We start from the raw sequence: 14101 nt of genomic DNA, 5'->3' as shown, positions 1-14101 counted from the left end.
TGCAAAGCTTAATGTGAATTAGCTTTCGCGTGCGATTGCACGATATGCGATATCTGTGCGGTATTCTACGCCATCCCAGTGAATGTCTTTCACTAGAGAGTAGGCGCGTTTTTGCGCTTCGGTTACCGTGTGGCCAAGGGCCGTTGCACACAATACTCGACCACCAGCGGTGACTACATGCTCGCCATCTTGCTTAGTACCAGCATGGAACACTTTTTCACCTTCAGGGTAGTTCACTTGAAGACCTGAAATAGCATCACCCTTAGGGTAGTTGCCTGGGTAGCCACTAGCTGCAAGCACAACACCAACAGCAGCTCGCGGATCGAATTCAATCGATGTTTGATCAAGCTCTTCACGGTTTGCCGCTTCAATTAGCTCAACTAAATCAGATTGGAGGCGTAACATGATAGGCTGTGTTTCTGGGTCGCCAAAGCGGCAGTTATACTCGATAACTTTTGGTATGCCGTCTGCTGTGATCATCAAACCAGCGTATAGGAAACCTGTATAAGGGTGACCTTCTTTCGCCATACCTTCAACCGTTGGATTGATCACTTCGGCCATGATGCGGTCATGAATATCTGGCGTGACTACAGGAGCTGGAGAGTATGCACCCATACCACCTGTGTTTGGGCCTTTATCACCATCGTATGCACGCTTGTGATCTTGGCTGGTGGCAAAAGGAAGTACATTTTTGCCGTCAACCATGACGATGAAAGAGGCTTCTTCACCTTCTAAAAACTCTTCAATAACCACACGGCTGCCTGCTTCGCCAAAAGCATTACCCGCAAGCATATCGCGGATAGCTTCTTCCGCTTCCGCTTCGGTCATTGCCACGATGACCCCTTTACCAGCAGCAAGACCATCAGCCTTAACGACGATAGGTGCTCCTTGTGCTTTCAAGTAGGCAAGCGCAGGCTCAATCTCTTCAAACGTTTGATAAGCCGCAGTCGGAATATCGTGACGTGCTAAAAAGTCTTTAGTAAACGACTTTGAACCTTCCAACTGCGCAGCCGCTTGAGTAGGTCCAAAAATAGCTAAGCCTTCTTCACGGAAACGGTCAACTACACCGATAACCAGTGGCGCTTCAGGGCCAACAATGGTTAATTGCACATTGTTTTCTTTAGCAAAGACGACCAAGGCATCGATATCTTCAACGCCGATAGCTACGTTTTCGAGTTTAGGCTCAAGCGCAGTACCTGCGTTACCAGGTGCTACAAAAACTGTTTTTACAGATGGGTTTTGTGCGGCTTTGAACGCAAGCGCATGCTCACGTCCACCGCTGCCAATGACTAGTACATTCATGGCGAAATTTTCCTATTAAAGCTTTTTGAATTTTAAGGTCATGCGGTCGCTTTCCCCAATCGCTTTATATTGCGCTGCTTTTTCATCACCTAGCGCTAAGCGAGGTGGCAGAGTCCAGACGCCTTTTGGATGATTGGCGCTGTCTAGCGGGTTGGCGTTAATGTCGCTGCTTGCAACTAATTCAAACCCAGCTTGCTTGGCGATATCAACAACATAACTTTGCTTCATATAACCTGACGACTTTTGATCCTCAAGTTGACGGTGCTCAGGCAGACGGTGTTCAACCACACCTAAAATGCCACCAGGTTTCAGTGCCTTATTAAATGCGTTGAATGCGCTAAGTACACCTTCATCCCCTTTACCCATGTACCAGTTATGTACGTTACGGAAGGTAAGTACCACGTCTGCACTGCCTTGTGGCGCAATATTACTGTGCGTCACTGGTGCAAATTCCGTGATCTTTACTTCACTATAGTCTGGGTTGGTTGCTACCTTTTCTTTGTAGCCTTTTAATGAGCGTTGATAGTAGCCAACATCTGAATCAGCAGGGAAGTGCGCTGCATAATAGGTGCCTTGACCTTTAACCAGCGGCGCTAAAATCTCGCTATACCAACCACCACCTGGTGCAATTTCTACCACGGTCATTGATGGCTCAATGCCAAAAAAAGCAAGCGTTTCACTTGGGTGGCGATATTGGTCTCGGGCTCTATTTTTCTCAGCTCGATTGTCGCTAGCAACGGCTTTTGCAATCGCGCTTGGTACTGCTTGGCTGGAGTTGGATTCTGTCGCGTTACAGCCTACTAAAGTAGTAAATACTGCAGCAGCGATAAGAGATTTCATACCTAGATTCATCGTTAGCTTCCTTCATTCTGTTATGATTATGCTGTAGCCAGAATACTGGAAATTAGCTGAAACAAAAAGCGCGAAACTCATAAGTTTCGCGCTTTATTGATTAATGGCGGAAGTGGCGCATGCCGGTAAACACCATTGCCATTCCCGCTTCATCAGCGGCGGCAATCACCTCTTCATCACGCATTGAACCACCCGGCTGGATAACCGCAGTGATACCCGCAGCTGCAGCGGCGTCAATACCATCACGGAATGGGAAGAACGCATCAGAAGCCATCACAGAACCTGGAACTTCTAGGTTCTCGTCTGCGGCTTTGATCCCTGCGATTTTTGCAGAGTATACGCGGCTCATTTGGCCTGCGCCCACACCAATAGTCATACCATCACGGGCGTAAACAATCGCGTTGGACTTAACAAATTTAGCGACTTTCCAGCAGAACAGTAGATCTTTTAGTTCTTGCTCTGTAGGTTGACGTTTTGAAACCACCTTAAGGTCGTCCAAACCAACCATACCTTGGTCACGATCTTGTACTAAGATACCGCCATTAACACGTTTAATATCAGTACCTGTGGTTTTGTTTGACCACTGACCACATTCTAGTAAACGTACATTTTGCTTCGCAGCAACGATTTGTGCGGCTTCTTCTGATACGCTAGGTGCGATGATAACTTCAACAAACTGACGCGCTACGATGGCTTCCGCCGTGTCGCCGTCTAGCTCTCGGTTAAAGGCGATGATACCACCGAAGGCAGAAGTTGGGTCGGTCTTAAATGCGCGGTCATAGGCGGCAAGAATGTTTTCATCTACCGCAACACCACAAGGGTTTGCGTGTTTTACGATAACACAAGCCGGCTTATCAAACTCTTTAACACACTCAAGTGCTGCATCGGTATCAGCGATGTTGTTATAAGACAGCGCTTTACCTTGAAGTTGTCTAGCTGTCGCGACGGATGCTTCTTCAATGTTGTTTTCAACATAGAAAGCAGCGTCTTGATGCGAGTTTTCACCGTAGCGCATATCTTGCTTCTTGGTGAATTGCATATTGATAGTGCGAGGGAATTTGGTTTCCTCAGCCGCCTCTTCCGTATAATCCGGAACCATTTTACCGAAGTAGTTGGCAATCATGCCGTCATACTGAGCGGTATGCTCGTAGGCCGCAATAGCAAGGTCGAAACGTGTCTTGTATGTTGTAGAGCCTGAGTTTGCCTTCATTTCTTCAATGACACGGCTGTAGTCATTCGCATTTACAACAATGGTCACGTCTTTGTGGTTCTTAGCCGCAGCACGAACCATAGTTGGACCACCAATATCGATATTTTCGATTGCATCTTCTAGGCTACAGTCAGCTTTCGCAACAGTTTGTGCGAAGGGGTATAAGTTGACTACTACCATATCGATTGCTGAAATATTGTTTTCAGTCATGACGTCTTCGTCTTGACCGCGACGTCCTAAGATACCGCCGTGCACTTTTGGGTGAAGCGTTTTAACGCGACCATCCATGATTTCTGGGTGGCCAGTGTAATCAGATACTTCTGTTACTTTAATGCCGTTGTCTGCAAGTAGTTTGCAAGTACCGCCAGTTGATAAAATTTCTACGCCTTGAGCTGCAAGTGCTGTGGCGAATTCAACGATACCGGTTTTATCTGACACGCTTAGTAGGGCGCGACGAATTGGACGATGTATATCCATGATGGTTCAGGTTTCCTCAATGATTAGTTAAGGGCTAGCTTAGAAAGCCGGTATTTTAGCGCATTATTGTTAAGATGACGATGTTAAAAGGCGAGATAAACATGAGAAAAGTGCGATATGAAAAGGATAAATGTCCGCTAGATGCTGAATTTTAAACAATAAAAAAGCACCTGAAGGTGCTTTTTTATCAACTAAATTTTACTAGCAGTGCTTAGTTCATGCCGTATTTTTTTAGCTTCTTGCGAAGTGTGCCACGGTTGATGCCTAAAAGGATCGCTGCACGAGTCTGGTTACCACGAGTATAAGTCATAACCTCTTCAAGTAGAGGCGCTTCAAGCTCAGAAAGAACTAACTCATAAACGTCTTGTACGTCTTGACCATTAAGCTGCTTTAGGTAGTGATGTACAGCTTTTTTAACTGCATCGCGCAAAGGTTGCGGTTTCTCTTGTGACTGAACATGAGCGTTAGTAATAAATGGAGAAGTCACATTTTGTTCGAACATCGTTATGTCTCTTTCTTAGTTAGCCTGAAGGATGAATAAATTCATTCACCCTAATGTTTCAAAATAGTCTTCTAATGCCTCGATTTGCGCTTCTGGCGTCTCCAAGGCATTGAATACTCGCCTAAATTGACCTTCTTGGTCATGGGCCTGCAAATACCAAGATACATGCTTGCGTGCGATGCGCGCTCCCATTGGCTCACCATAGAATTGATGAAGATTTACTAAGTGCTCCATCAATATTGCTCGAACCTCTGCTATTTCAGGTTCTGGCAAATGTTCACCGGTTTGCAAATAGTGGTCTATTTCTCGGAAAATCCAAGGACGACCTTGGGCGGCTCGACCAATCATAATGGCATCTGCGCCCGTGTATTCCAGCACCTGTTTCGCTTTTTCAGGAGACGTAATGTCACCGTTTGCTACCACAGGAATAGATACTGAACGTTTAATTTCTCTGATCGTGGCGTATTCAGCTTCGCCCTTATACATACATGCTCTTGTACGGCCATGCACGGCTAGCGAAGCAATGCCTCGACGTTCAGCTATGCGAGCAATCTCAACACCGTTACGATTGTCTGTGTCCCATCCTGTACGGATTTTTAACGACACAGGTACGTCAACGGCAGCAACCACAGCGGTTACGATTTCGTCAACCAACTCTGGATATTGCAACAATGCTGAGCCTGCAAGCTTCTTGTTCACTTTCTTAGCGGGGCAGCCCATATTGATATCTATGATCTGCGCACCGTTTGCGACATTAAATTGTGCTGCTTGCGCCATCAACTCAGGATCTGCTCCTGCGATTTGTACCGAGCGAATGCCCGATTCACCGCTGTGATCCATGCGATTTTGCGACTTATCGGTTTTCCACACTTTTGGATTTGAAGACAACATTTCTGATACCGCAAGCCCAGCACCTAGACGTCGACACAGTTGTCGAAACGGTCTGTCGGTGATCCCAGCCATTGGTGCTACGATAAGATTGTTTTCAAGTTGGTATGGACCAATACGCACTACAGTTTAATCCGCCTTACCTCAAGGGGCGCTAAGTTTACGGTTTTTTTCGCAAAAATCAAAGGTTATAAATTGAACATAATTGCTTTTTTTTTGAACTTTATGGGTTGACATTTGATAACAACCTGAGAGCTCAGATAATTTGCACGAAATTTATGCAAAAACAATTTTAAAGGTACAATTTGAGCCGAAAATTTAAGCTGTGAAAAATGCGTAAAGCCTGTTAATTACAGGCTTTACCAGTTAAAACTTACTAACTTTCATTGACTCGCTGATACTTTTGTCAGCGTTACGTTAGCAGCCTTATTTTTTCACACCGCTGACGCGCGTCCATTCACCCTGTTGAGCAATGTTGTCTAGCTTTAAAAATGGCGCATAAACATCCGCAACAGATTGCGCTTGCTCTTCTAAAATCCCAGACATGGCGATGGCACCTTTGTCGCCCAAGAAGCCGAGAATGATTTCGTGTAGCTCTCTCAGCGGCTGTGCAAGAATATTAGCAACAACGATATCTGCACTGAATTGCGGCTGATTTTCAGGTAAATACACTTCTAGCTTATCTGCAACGCCATTACGCTCGGCATTATCGCGGCTTGCGATAAGCGCTTGTGGATCGATATCAATACCAATCACACGCTCAGCGCCTAATTTGATTGCTGCGATGCCTAAAATCCCAGAGCCACAGCCAAAATCAACGACCGTTTTGCCGCTGAGGTCTTGTTGTTCTAACCATTGCAGGCAAAGTGCGGTTGTGGCATGGGTACCAGTACCAAATGCAAGACCAGGATCCAGTAGCACATTGACGGCATTGGGATCTGGCACATCACGCCAGCTTGGGCAAATCCACAATCTCTCGCCAAACTTAATTGGGTGGAAATTATCCATCCACTCGCGTTCCCAGTCTTTGTCTTCTAGCTGTTCAAGCTTGTAGTTTAACGGCTTGTCAAATTGTGACTGGACAAAGTCAACGACTGCTTGCATATCATGGTTCGCTTCAAATAAACCGATCACCGTTGTCTCAGGCCATAAGATGACTTCGCCAGGTTTTGGTTCGTAAACGGGATTGTTTTTACTATCCATGAATGTGACAGACGGACAACCGACATCCATAAGCATATCGCTTAAAGCATCGGCATCGGCTTTATCTGAATAAATTCGGATTTGGATCCAAGCCATGTGTGTATACCTATTTAATCCAATTACTATAAAAAAGGCCGCTGAATAGCGGCCTTAATCTTATTTGCTACTTTTTAGCCCTTAACGTCTAAAAAGCTCTTTAATAGATCTGAGCGAGAAGGGTGGCGTAGCTTACGTAGCGCTTTAGCTTCAATCTGACGAATACGCTCACGTGTTACATCAAACTGTTTACCCACTTCTTCTAACGTGTGGTCTGTATTCATATCGATACCGAAACGCATACGTAGTACTTTAGCTTCACGAGCGGTAAGACCTGCAAGTACCTCGTTGGTCGCGCCACGAAGACTTTCCATCGTTGCTGAATCAATCGGTGACTCGATAGTAGTGTCTTCGATAAAGTCACCAAGATGTGAATCTTCATCATCACCAATTGGCGTCTCCATTGAGATCGGCTCTTTGGCGATTTTTAACACTTTGCGGATCTTGTCTTCAGGCATCATCATACGTTCTGCCAATTCTTCAGGACTTGGCTCACGGCCCATTTCCTGTAGCATTTGACGAGAGATACGATTCAGCTTATTGATTGTTTCAATCATATGCACTGGAATACGGATAGTTCTTGCCTGATCCGCAATTGAGCGAGTAATCGCCTGACGGATCCACCAAGTTGCGTATGTTGAAAACTTATAACCACGACGGTATTCAAATTTATCAACCGCTTTCATCAGACCGATGTTACCTTCTTGGATCAGATCCAAGAACTGCAGACCACGGTTGGTATACTTTTTAGCGATTGAAATTACAAGACGTAAGTTCGCTTCAACCATTTCTTTCTTCGCACGGCGAGCTTTTGCTTCACCAATACTCATACGACGGTTGATGTCTTTAATACGCTCAATGCTAAGACCTGTGCTATCTTCAAACGCTTTAAGTTTGTTAACACAACGCTCGATTTCAGGTTTTACTTCAGCAAGTTTTGCTGAGTGTTTTTCGCCTGATGCAATTTCAGCATCGATCCATGCGGTATCGGTTTCATTGTTAGCAAAGTGCTTAACGAAAACCTTTTTTGGAACCTTAGCAATCTGAACTGCTTGCTTCATGATGATGCGTTCTTGAACACGCACTTTATCCATCATGTCGCGCATGTTATTTACCATGCGGTCGAATTGCTTAGGAACTAACTTGAAAGTACGGAAGTGATCGCCGATTTCCTGAATTGCAGCTTTCGCATCTGGGTGCGAGCGACCTTTACTTTCAAAAATTTCTCGCGCTTTATTGTACAGCGTACGAAGTTGTTCAAAATGCTCACGAGCTTCTTCAGGATCTGGACCTGAATCGCCTTCTTCTGAGTCATCATCGTCATCATCTTCATCATCATCTTCGTCATCTAAGTCTTCATCACTTAGCTCAGAACCGATGTGTGTTGCTGAAATTGGTGCTTCGTCTTCCTCGATAGCATTAGGATCAAAGAAACCAGAAACAATGTCGCTTAGGCGCATTTCTTCCGCTTCGTACTTGTCCCATTGCTCTAGCAGGTAAGTAATAGCTTCAGGGTATTCTGCAACAGAAATCTGTACTTGGTTGATCCCTTCTTCAATACGCTTAGCGATTTGGATTTCGCCTTCACGAGTTAGAAGTTCTACCGTACCCATTTCACGCATATACATACGAACAGGGTCAGTTGTGCGGCCAATTTCTTTTTCTACTGTTGCTAAAGCCGCAGCCGCTGCTTCCGCAGCATCCTCATCTGTTGTTGTTTCTTGCATCATCAACTCATCAGCATCAGGCGCATTTTCAGAGACCTGAATACCCATATCGTTGATCATGCTGATGATATCTTCTACCTGATCTGAGTCTATGATGTCTTGTGGAAGATGATCGTTAACTTCTGCAAAAGTTAAATAACCTTGCTCTTTACCTTTCTGAATCAGAAGTTTGAGTTGTGACTGAGGAGATTGATCCATAGAGAAATTTGCTTCCACTCTGAAAAGTTGATACAACAGGCGCCAGCTATTTAACAGCTAAATTTTGATGACGCAGTGAATAGAACATTATAGCACCGAAAATTGCTATTGACTAGAACTTCTACTGTTTAAGCGCTTGGGTAAGGAGTGCGCATTCTAGCCGCTCATCATTTGTTAGGCCTTCGGTTTTCTCCTTTATTAATAGGGTCTCTAGGCGATAATTTAAACACTGATCTTCAATAAATTGAAAAGTATTTTTAAATTCGTCTTCTAGCCTATCTTCAGCAACGCCATGTTGCCACACCGCAAGCTTTTTCAAGGCGTCGAATTCAGCCTGATCGCGATAATGTTCAAGTAACTGTGCTGTGTTTATTTGCGGATTATCGTGACATAACATTTGTAAGCTCAGCAGCAGTTGAATACCTGGGATCGCCATTTCACCGAGTTCAGGCATATACTCAACCGTTTGCGCAAGCTGTGGATGTTGGAGCAGTAAGCCAATCGCTCGACGCATCGGCGTCACTTTAAATTGGCGCTCAATTTTATTCTGCTGTTTGTTACTTGCCAATTTAGCACTAAGTTGCTCACGAGTACGACCAATTAACCTGGCTAAGGTCGTTAATAAACTCTCTTGGTAGTAGTCACTGGGTATTTTGCTGATCAGTGGAATGGCATCGGTAAGCAGCTTGGATTTGCCTGCATCATTTGTAAGGTCGCATTGCTCACGTAATTTGGTAAACAATACTTGCGTATAATCGCTTGCTGTTTCTAGCCGTGCTTCAAAGGCATCTTTGCCTTCTTGCTGTACCAATGAGTCTGGATCTTCACCATCAGGTAAAAAGACAAACTGTAGTGACTTACCATCTTTTAAGTTAGGTAAAGCATGGTCAAGTGCGCGCCAAGCTGCATCGCGGCCAGCTCTGTCACCGTCGTAGCAGCAGATCACTCTATCGGTATTACGAAACAATGTTTGCATATGTTCAGCGGTGGTTGCCGTGCCTAATGCGGCAACAGCGTAATCAATGCCCTTTTCTGCTAGGGCAACGACGTCCATATAGCCTTCCACAATCAACACTTTATCTAAATGTTTATGGGCTTGCTTAGCTTCATAAAAACCATAAAGCTCGAAACTTTTATGGAAAATGCGTGTTTCAGGCGAGTTTAGATATTTAGGGCCTTGATCTGCACCCATTATCCTTCCGCCAAATGCGATGACACGACCACGTTTATCACGAATAGGGAACATCAAGCGATCGCGGAAGAAGTCAAATTGGCGGCCAGCTGACTTTTCTGATGCTAACTTTAAATCAAGCAGCTGTTGTTTGTGCTCAGGCTTGCGGGCTATTTGATTACACAATGACTCCCACTCAGGTGGTGCATAACCAATCATAAACTTTTGTACAGTTTCGCCACTCAGGCCGCGGCCTTTTACGTAGTCAATTACTTGAGTGGCATTGCTATGGTGTTTTAACTGATGCTGGTAAAACTTAGCGGCTTGGAGCATTAAGTCATAGTCAGACTTTTTTTCTTCCATTGAACGCTGCGGCCCTTGTGGTGCATTTTCGCGTGGTACTTCTAAGTTTAATAGGGCGGCTAATTCTTCAATAGCATCGACAAACTCAAGCTTGTCGTATTCCATTAAAAAGGAAATCGCGTTGCCATTAGCACCACAGCCGAAGCAATGATAAAACTGTTTATCACGTGACACGGTAAATGAAGGCGTTTTTTCATTGTGAAATGGACAGCAGGCTTGATAGTCTTTTCCTGCTTTTTTTAATCCCACACGACCGTCTATGAGCTCGACAATGTCCGCTCTTGCGAGCAAGTCATCAATAAACTGTCTAGGGATTTTGCCTTTCATTTAAGTTCCGAAGTTGTACTAGTGAGTGAGCGCATTATATCAAGTAGCAACGAGAAAAAATCAACTTAATTCAATTAAGGTATCTTATTAGCGCTGCATTGATACGCATGACGCCTAAAACGAAGAAACCGAGCGCTAGGCTCGGTTCACTTATCAATCATACAATTGTATGTGGGCTTAAGCGGTAAGTCTTTGCTTAATTAAACCAGAGACTTTACCCATATCAGCACGACCTTCAGCTTCTGCTTTAATCGCACCCATTACTTTGCCCATGTCTTGCATGCCTGACGCACCAGTTTGTGCAATCACGGCATCAATTAGCTCGACAATTTCATCTTCGCTAAGTGGCTTAGGAAGGAATGTCTCAAGTACGCTAATTTCGTTAGCTTCGATATCAGCTAAGTCTTCACGCCCTGCATCTTTATACTGGGTATAAGAATCGCGACGCTGCTTAACCAACTTAACTAAAACCGCAGTAATGCCTGCGTCGTCTAGTGTTGTTTGGTTGTCGATTTCTCGCTGTTTAATTTCAGCAAGTACCGCACGAATCGCGCCAAGACGAAGTTTCTCTTTGGCTTTCATCGCTTCTTTTTGCGCGTCTTTTAGCGTAACTAATAAGCTCATTGATACAAGACCAATACTGATTAGTATAATTTAACGCGACGTGCGTTTTCGCGAGAAAGCTTCTTCATGTGACGCTTAACCGCTGCAGCTTTTTTGCGCTTACGCTCAGCAGTTGGCTTCTCGTAGTGCTCGCGACGACGAACTTCAGAAAGGATACCTGCTTTTTCACATGAACGTTTGAAACGACGTAGTGCAACGTCAAACGGCTCGTTTTCTCTTACTTTAATTACTGGCATTAAAAATTCACCTACCTAATTAATGAGCTTAGCTCTATCTGGCTAAAAACTAGCCAATTGGTTCAAAAATGGTGCGGTATTGTAATCTGAAGCAAGACCGCATGTAAAGCCTAAATTATAGCTAAAAACACCAGCCCTGTCATGTCATACGCTAGCGGCTGTTTTTTCATTCTTTATGAGGGAATTTCAGCGCTGATAAAGGCGGCAGATCACTTGTCCTGCATGCTTTTCTTTAATCACTTGCCAATTTTCTGGTGTTTCAGGTTGTGCTTCTTGTTCAAATTCAAGATAGATGAGTGCGTCTTCGCTGAGCCAAGATTGTGATTCAAGTAAATCACAACAAGGAGTCACAAGCCCTTTGCGAAAGGGGGGGTCAATAAAAACCAAGTCATATTGCTGTTGCTTAAGGTTATTTGCCAGCATGGTTAACGCGTCGGTATTAATGATTTCAACGTTATCCAGTTTGAGTAAAGTTGCATTATTGCTAAGCTGCGTCGCCGCGGTTTTATCCAGTTCGATAAAGGTCCCGCTTGCAGCGAAGCGCGAAATAGCCTCAAATCCTAGACTGCCAGCACCAGCAAAGCAATCGAGTACTTTTGCGTCTCTTACGTCCTGCATGAGCCAATTAAAAACAGTTTCTTTCATTCTATCTGTTGTTGGTCTTAATCCCACAACATCATGAACAGGTAACTTGCGACCTTTATGCTTACCACTGATCAGGCGGATGAAACCAGACTGTTTGGTATTTGACTTGGGCTTAGATTTTCTCATAGCGACGTAATTTGCTTCTTTATTAAAGGTTCTTGGTGTCAGGATTTTTCATCCTTACGGAACATGGTACACTTGCACGCAATTTTGTCTAAGCACTAAGGTTGCCATCCTCGGCTTGCCTTTCGAGCCCAAAATTAAGTGTGATATCAATCCAAGTAAAAGCAATAAGCTGATGCGGATTGGCGTTTTCGAGTATGGTAGCAAGATCATCAACATTTTGCTTTGGGTTTATGCAATTTATCTAACACGGTCATAAGTGAATATGGGAAAGAAAAACAAATTTTTATCTTGGTTGGGCTTTGGTAAATCCGATAAAGGGCAACAAGAAGCTGAACGCCAAGAACAGTTAGCAAAAGAACAAGCTGAGCGTGAGGAAGCAGAACGCCAAGCAAAATTAGCTCAAGAGCAAGCAGAGCGTGAAGAGGCTGAGCGTCAGGCGCAACAAGCAAAAGAACGAGCTGAGCGTGAGGAAGCAGAACGCCAAGAAAAATTAGCTCAAGAACAAGCTGAGCGTGAAGAAGCGGAACGTCAGGCGCAACGAGCGAAAGAACAAGCTGAGCGTGAAGAGGCAGAGCGTCAGGCACAATTAGCGAAAGAGCAAGCCGAGCGTGAGGAAGCAGAACGTCAGGCGCAACTTGCAAAAGAACAAGCTGAGCGTGAAGAAGCGGAACGTCAGGCACAACTAGCGAAAGGAGCGTCAGGCACAATTAGCAAAAGAACAAGCCGAGCGTGAGGAAGCAGAACGTCAGGCACAACTTGCAAAAGAACAAGCCGAGCGTGAAGAAGCAGAACGTCAGGCACAACTTGCGAAAGAACAAGCTGAGCGTGAGGAAGCAGCACGCCAAGAACAGTTAGCCAAAGAGCAAGCCGAGCGTGAAGAAGCAGAACGTCAGGCACAACTTGCAAAAGAACAAGCCGAGCGTGAAGAAGCAGAACGCCAAGAACAGTTAGCCAAAGAGCAAGCTGAGCGTGAAGAAGCAGAACGTCAGGCACAACTTGCGAAAGAACAGGCTGAGCGTGAAGAAGCAGAACGTCAGGCGCAATTAGCCAAAGAACAGGCTGAGCGTGAAGAAGCAGAGCGTCAGGCACAATTGGCTAAAGAGCAAGCCGAGCGTGAGGAAGCAGAACGTCAGGCACGGCACAATTAGCGAAAGAACAGGCTGAGCGTGAAGAAACGGAACGTCAGGCACAATTAGCTCAAGAACAAGAAAAGCCGAAAAAAGAAGGTTTCTTCTCCCGTCTTAAAAAAGGCTTGTTGAAAACCAAGGCCAATATCGGCTCAGGCTTTGCTTCGGTATTCAAAGGCAAGAAAATCGATGATGAGTTGTTCGAAGATCTAGAAACGCAATTGCTAACGGCTGATATTGGTGTTGAAACCACGATGAAGCTGATAGATAACCTGACTGATGCTGCTGATAGAAAGCAGTTAAAAGACGGTGAAGCTTTATATGATCTAATGAAAAAAGAAATGTCAGAGATCTTAAATACGGCAGAGCAACCGCTTGAGATCCCTGCCGATAAGAAACCTTTTGTTATCTTAATGGTTGGCGTAAATGGCGTTGGTAAAACGACAACAATCGGTAAGCTTGCCAAACAGTTTCAAAGCGAAGGTAAATCCGTCATGTTGGCGGCTGGCGATACTTTCCGCGCGGCTGCGGTAGAGCAGTTGCAGGTATGGGGTGAAAGAAACAGTATCCCCGTTGTTGCCCAGCACACAGGTGCTGATTCTGCGTCGGTGGTATTTGATGCCTTCCAAGCCGCTAAAGCGAGAAATATCGATGTATTAATAGCGGATACAGCGGGTCGATTACAAAATAAAGATAACCTAATGCAAGAGCTTGAGAAGATAGCTCGAGTAATGAAAAAGTTAGACCCTGATGCGCCACATGAAGTGATGTTGACGATTGATGCCGGAACTGGTCAGAATGCGATTAGTCAGGTAAAACTGTTTAATCAAGCGGTTGGCTTAACTGGTATCACGTTAACTAAGCTTGATGGTACAGCCAAAGGTGGGGTTATCTTTGCTGTGGCGGATCAGTTTAAGGTACCAATTCGATATATAGGTGTAGGTGAAGGCATTGATGACTTACGCACCTTTAAGAGTGATGACTTTATCGAGGCATTGTTCAGTCAAGAATAAATAGAGACATCAGT

At 44.7% G+C, this 14101-nt stretch carries 11 protein-coding genes and 1 pseudogene; 1 reads left to right on the top strand and 11 read right to left on the bottom strand.

Annotated features, from left to right (window positions below):
- Nucleotides 1–18: 18 nt before the first annotated feature.
- The 11 genes from purD to rsmD form a co-directional block, all read right to left on the bottom strand.
- Nucleotides 19–1302: a phosphoribosylamine--glycine ligase gene (gene purD, locus BB427_RS15795; protein ID WP_069021818.1), complete on the bottom strand. Its 1284-nt coding sequence runs from the start codon at nucleotides 1300–1302 to the stop codon at nucleotides 19–21.
- A gap of 15 nt (nucleotides 1303–1317) precedes the next feature.
- Nucleotides 1318–2154, bottom strand: a complete 837-nt coding sequence (locus BB427_RS15790; protein WP_039492706.1) for a class I SAM-dependent methyltransferase — start codon at nucleotides 2152–2154, stop codon at nucleotides 1318–1320.
- A 100-nt stretch (nucleotides 2155–2254) separates the two neighbouring features.
- Nucleotides 2255–3841, bottom strand: coding sequence for a bifunctional phosphoribosylaminoimidazolecarboxamide formyltransferase/IMP cyclohydrolase (gene purH / locus BB427_RS15785; RefSeq protein ID WP_069021817.1), 1587 nt, complete (start codon nucleotides 3839–3841; stop codon nucleotides 2255–2257).
- Nucleotides 3842–4052: 211 nt separating this feature from the next.
- On the bottom strand, nucleotides 4053–4343 hold the full coding sequence (fis, locus tag BB427_RS15780; protein ID WP_010374122.1) for a DNA-binding transcriptional regulator Fis: 291 nt from the start codon (nucleotides 4341–4343) through the stop codon (nucleotides 4053–4055).
- A gap of 45 nt (nucleotides 4344–4388) precedes the next feature.
- Nucleotides 4389–5354, bottom strand: a complete 966-nt coding sequence (dusB, locus tag BB427_RS15775) for a tRNA dihydrouridine synthase DusB (protein ID WP_010374120.1) — start codon at nucleotides 5352–5354, stop codon at nucleotides 4389–4391.
- A gap of 303 nt (nucleotides 5355–5657) precedes the next feature.
- Entirely contained in the window at nucleotides 5658–6530 is an 873-nt protein-coding gene (prmA, locus tag BB427_RS15770; RefSeq protein WP_069021815.1) for a 50S ribosomal protein L11 methyltransferase, read from the bottom strand.
- Between the two features lie 74 nt (nucleotides 6531–6604).
- Nucleotides 6605–8455: an RNA polymerase sigma factor RpoD gene (rpoD, locus tag BB427_RS15765; protein ID WP_010374116.1), complete on the bottom strand. Its 1851-nt coding sequence runs from the start codon at nucleotides 8453–8455 to the stop codon at nucleotides 6605–6607.
- Between the two features lie 121 nt (nucleotides 8456–8576).
- On the bottom strand, nucleotides 8577–10316 hold the full coding sequence (gene dnaG, locus BB427_RS15760; protein ID WP_069021814.1) for a DNA primase: 1740 nt from the start codon (nucleotides 10314–10316) through the stop codon (nucleotides 8577–8579).
- A gap of 177 nt (nucleotides 10317–10493) precedes the next feature.
- Nucleotides 10494–10940, bottom strand: coding sequence for a GatB/YqeY domain-containing protein (locus BB427_RS15755; protein WP_010374111.1), 447 nt, complete (start codon nucleotides 10938–10940; stop codon nucleotides 10494–10496).
- A 20-nt stretch (nucleotides 10941–10960) separates the two neighbouring features.
- A complete protein-coding gene (rpsU, locus tag BB427_RS15750; protein ID WP_010362466.1) occupies nucleotides 10961–11176 on the bottom strand; it encodes a 30S ribosomal protein S21 in 216 nt (71 codons plus the stop codon).
- A gap of 186 nt (nucleotides 11177–11362) precedes the next feature.
- Entirely contained in the window at nucleotides 11363–11947 is a 585-nt protein-coding gene (gene rsmD / locus BB427_RS15745; protein ID WP_069021812.1) for a 16S rRNA (guanine(966)-N(2))-methyltransferase RsmD, read from the bottom strand.
- 262 nt (nucleotides 11948–12209) lie between these two features.
- On the opposite strand from rsmD, the pseudogene ftsY reads away from it, so the two are divergent.
- Nucleotides 12210–14087, top strand: a pseudogene (gene ftsY, locus BB427_RS23935) (signal recognition particle-docking protein FtsY).
- The last annotated feature ends 14 nt before the right edge of the window (nucleotides 14088–14101 follow it).

The organism is Pseudoalteromonas sp. BMB, from assembly GCF_001709235.1.
GTDB classification, from domain to species: domain Bacteria; phylum Pseudomonadota; class Gammaproteobacteria; order Enterobacterales; family Alteromonadaceae; genus Pseudoalteromonas; species Pseudoalteromonas maricaloris.
Note: the sequence above shows the minus strand (reverse complement) of the source record. Positions and strands in the feature narration are given on the sequence as shown.

Coding starts and splice junctions, on each gene's coding strand:
- purD (WP_069021818.1), bottom strand. CDS start 1,302: ATGAATGTACTAGTCATTGGCAGCGGTGGACGTGAGCATGCGCTTGCG.
- BB427_RS15790 (WP_039492706.1), bottom strand. CDS start 2,154: ATGAATCTAGGTATGAAATCTCTTATCGCTGCTGCAGTATTTACTACT.
- purH (WP_069021817.1), bottom strand. CDS start 3,841: ATGGATATACATCGTCCAATTCGTCGCGCCCTACTAAGCGTGTCAGAT.
- fis (WP_010374122.1), bottom strand. CDS start 4,343: ATGTTCGAACAAAATGTGACTTCTCCATTTATTACTAACGCTCATGTT.
- prmA (WP_069021815.1), bottom strand. CDS start 6,530: ATGGCTTGGATCCAAATCCGAATTTATTCAGATAAAGCCGATGCCGAT.
- rpoD (WP_010374116.1), bottom strand. CDS start 8,455: ATGGATCAATCTCCTCAGTCACAACTCAAACTTCTGATTCAGAAAGGT.
- dnaG (WP_069021814.1), bottom strand. CDS start 10,316: ATGAAAGGCAAAATCCCTAGACAGTTTATTGATGACTTGCTCGCAAGA.
- BB427_RS15755 (WP_010374111.1), bottom strand. CDS start 10,940: ATGAGCTTATTAGTTACGCTAAAAGACGCGCAAAAAGAAGCGATGAAA.
- rpsU (WP_010362466.1), bottom strand. CDS start 11,176: ATGCCAGTAATTAAAGTAAGAGAAAACGAGCCGTTTGACGTTGCACTA.
- rsmD (WP_069021812.1), bottom strand. CDS start 11,947: ATGAGAAAATCTAAGCCCAAGTCAAATACCAAACAGTCTGGTTTCATC.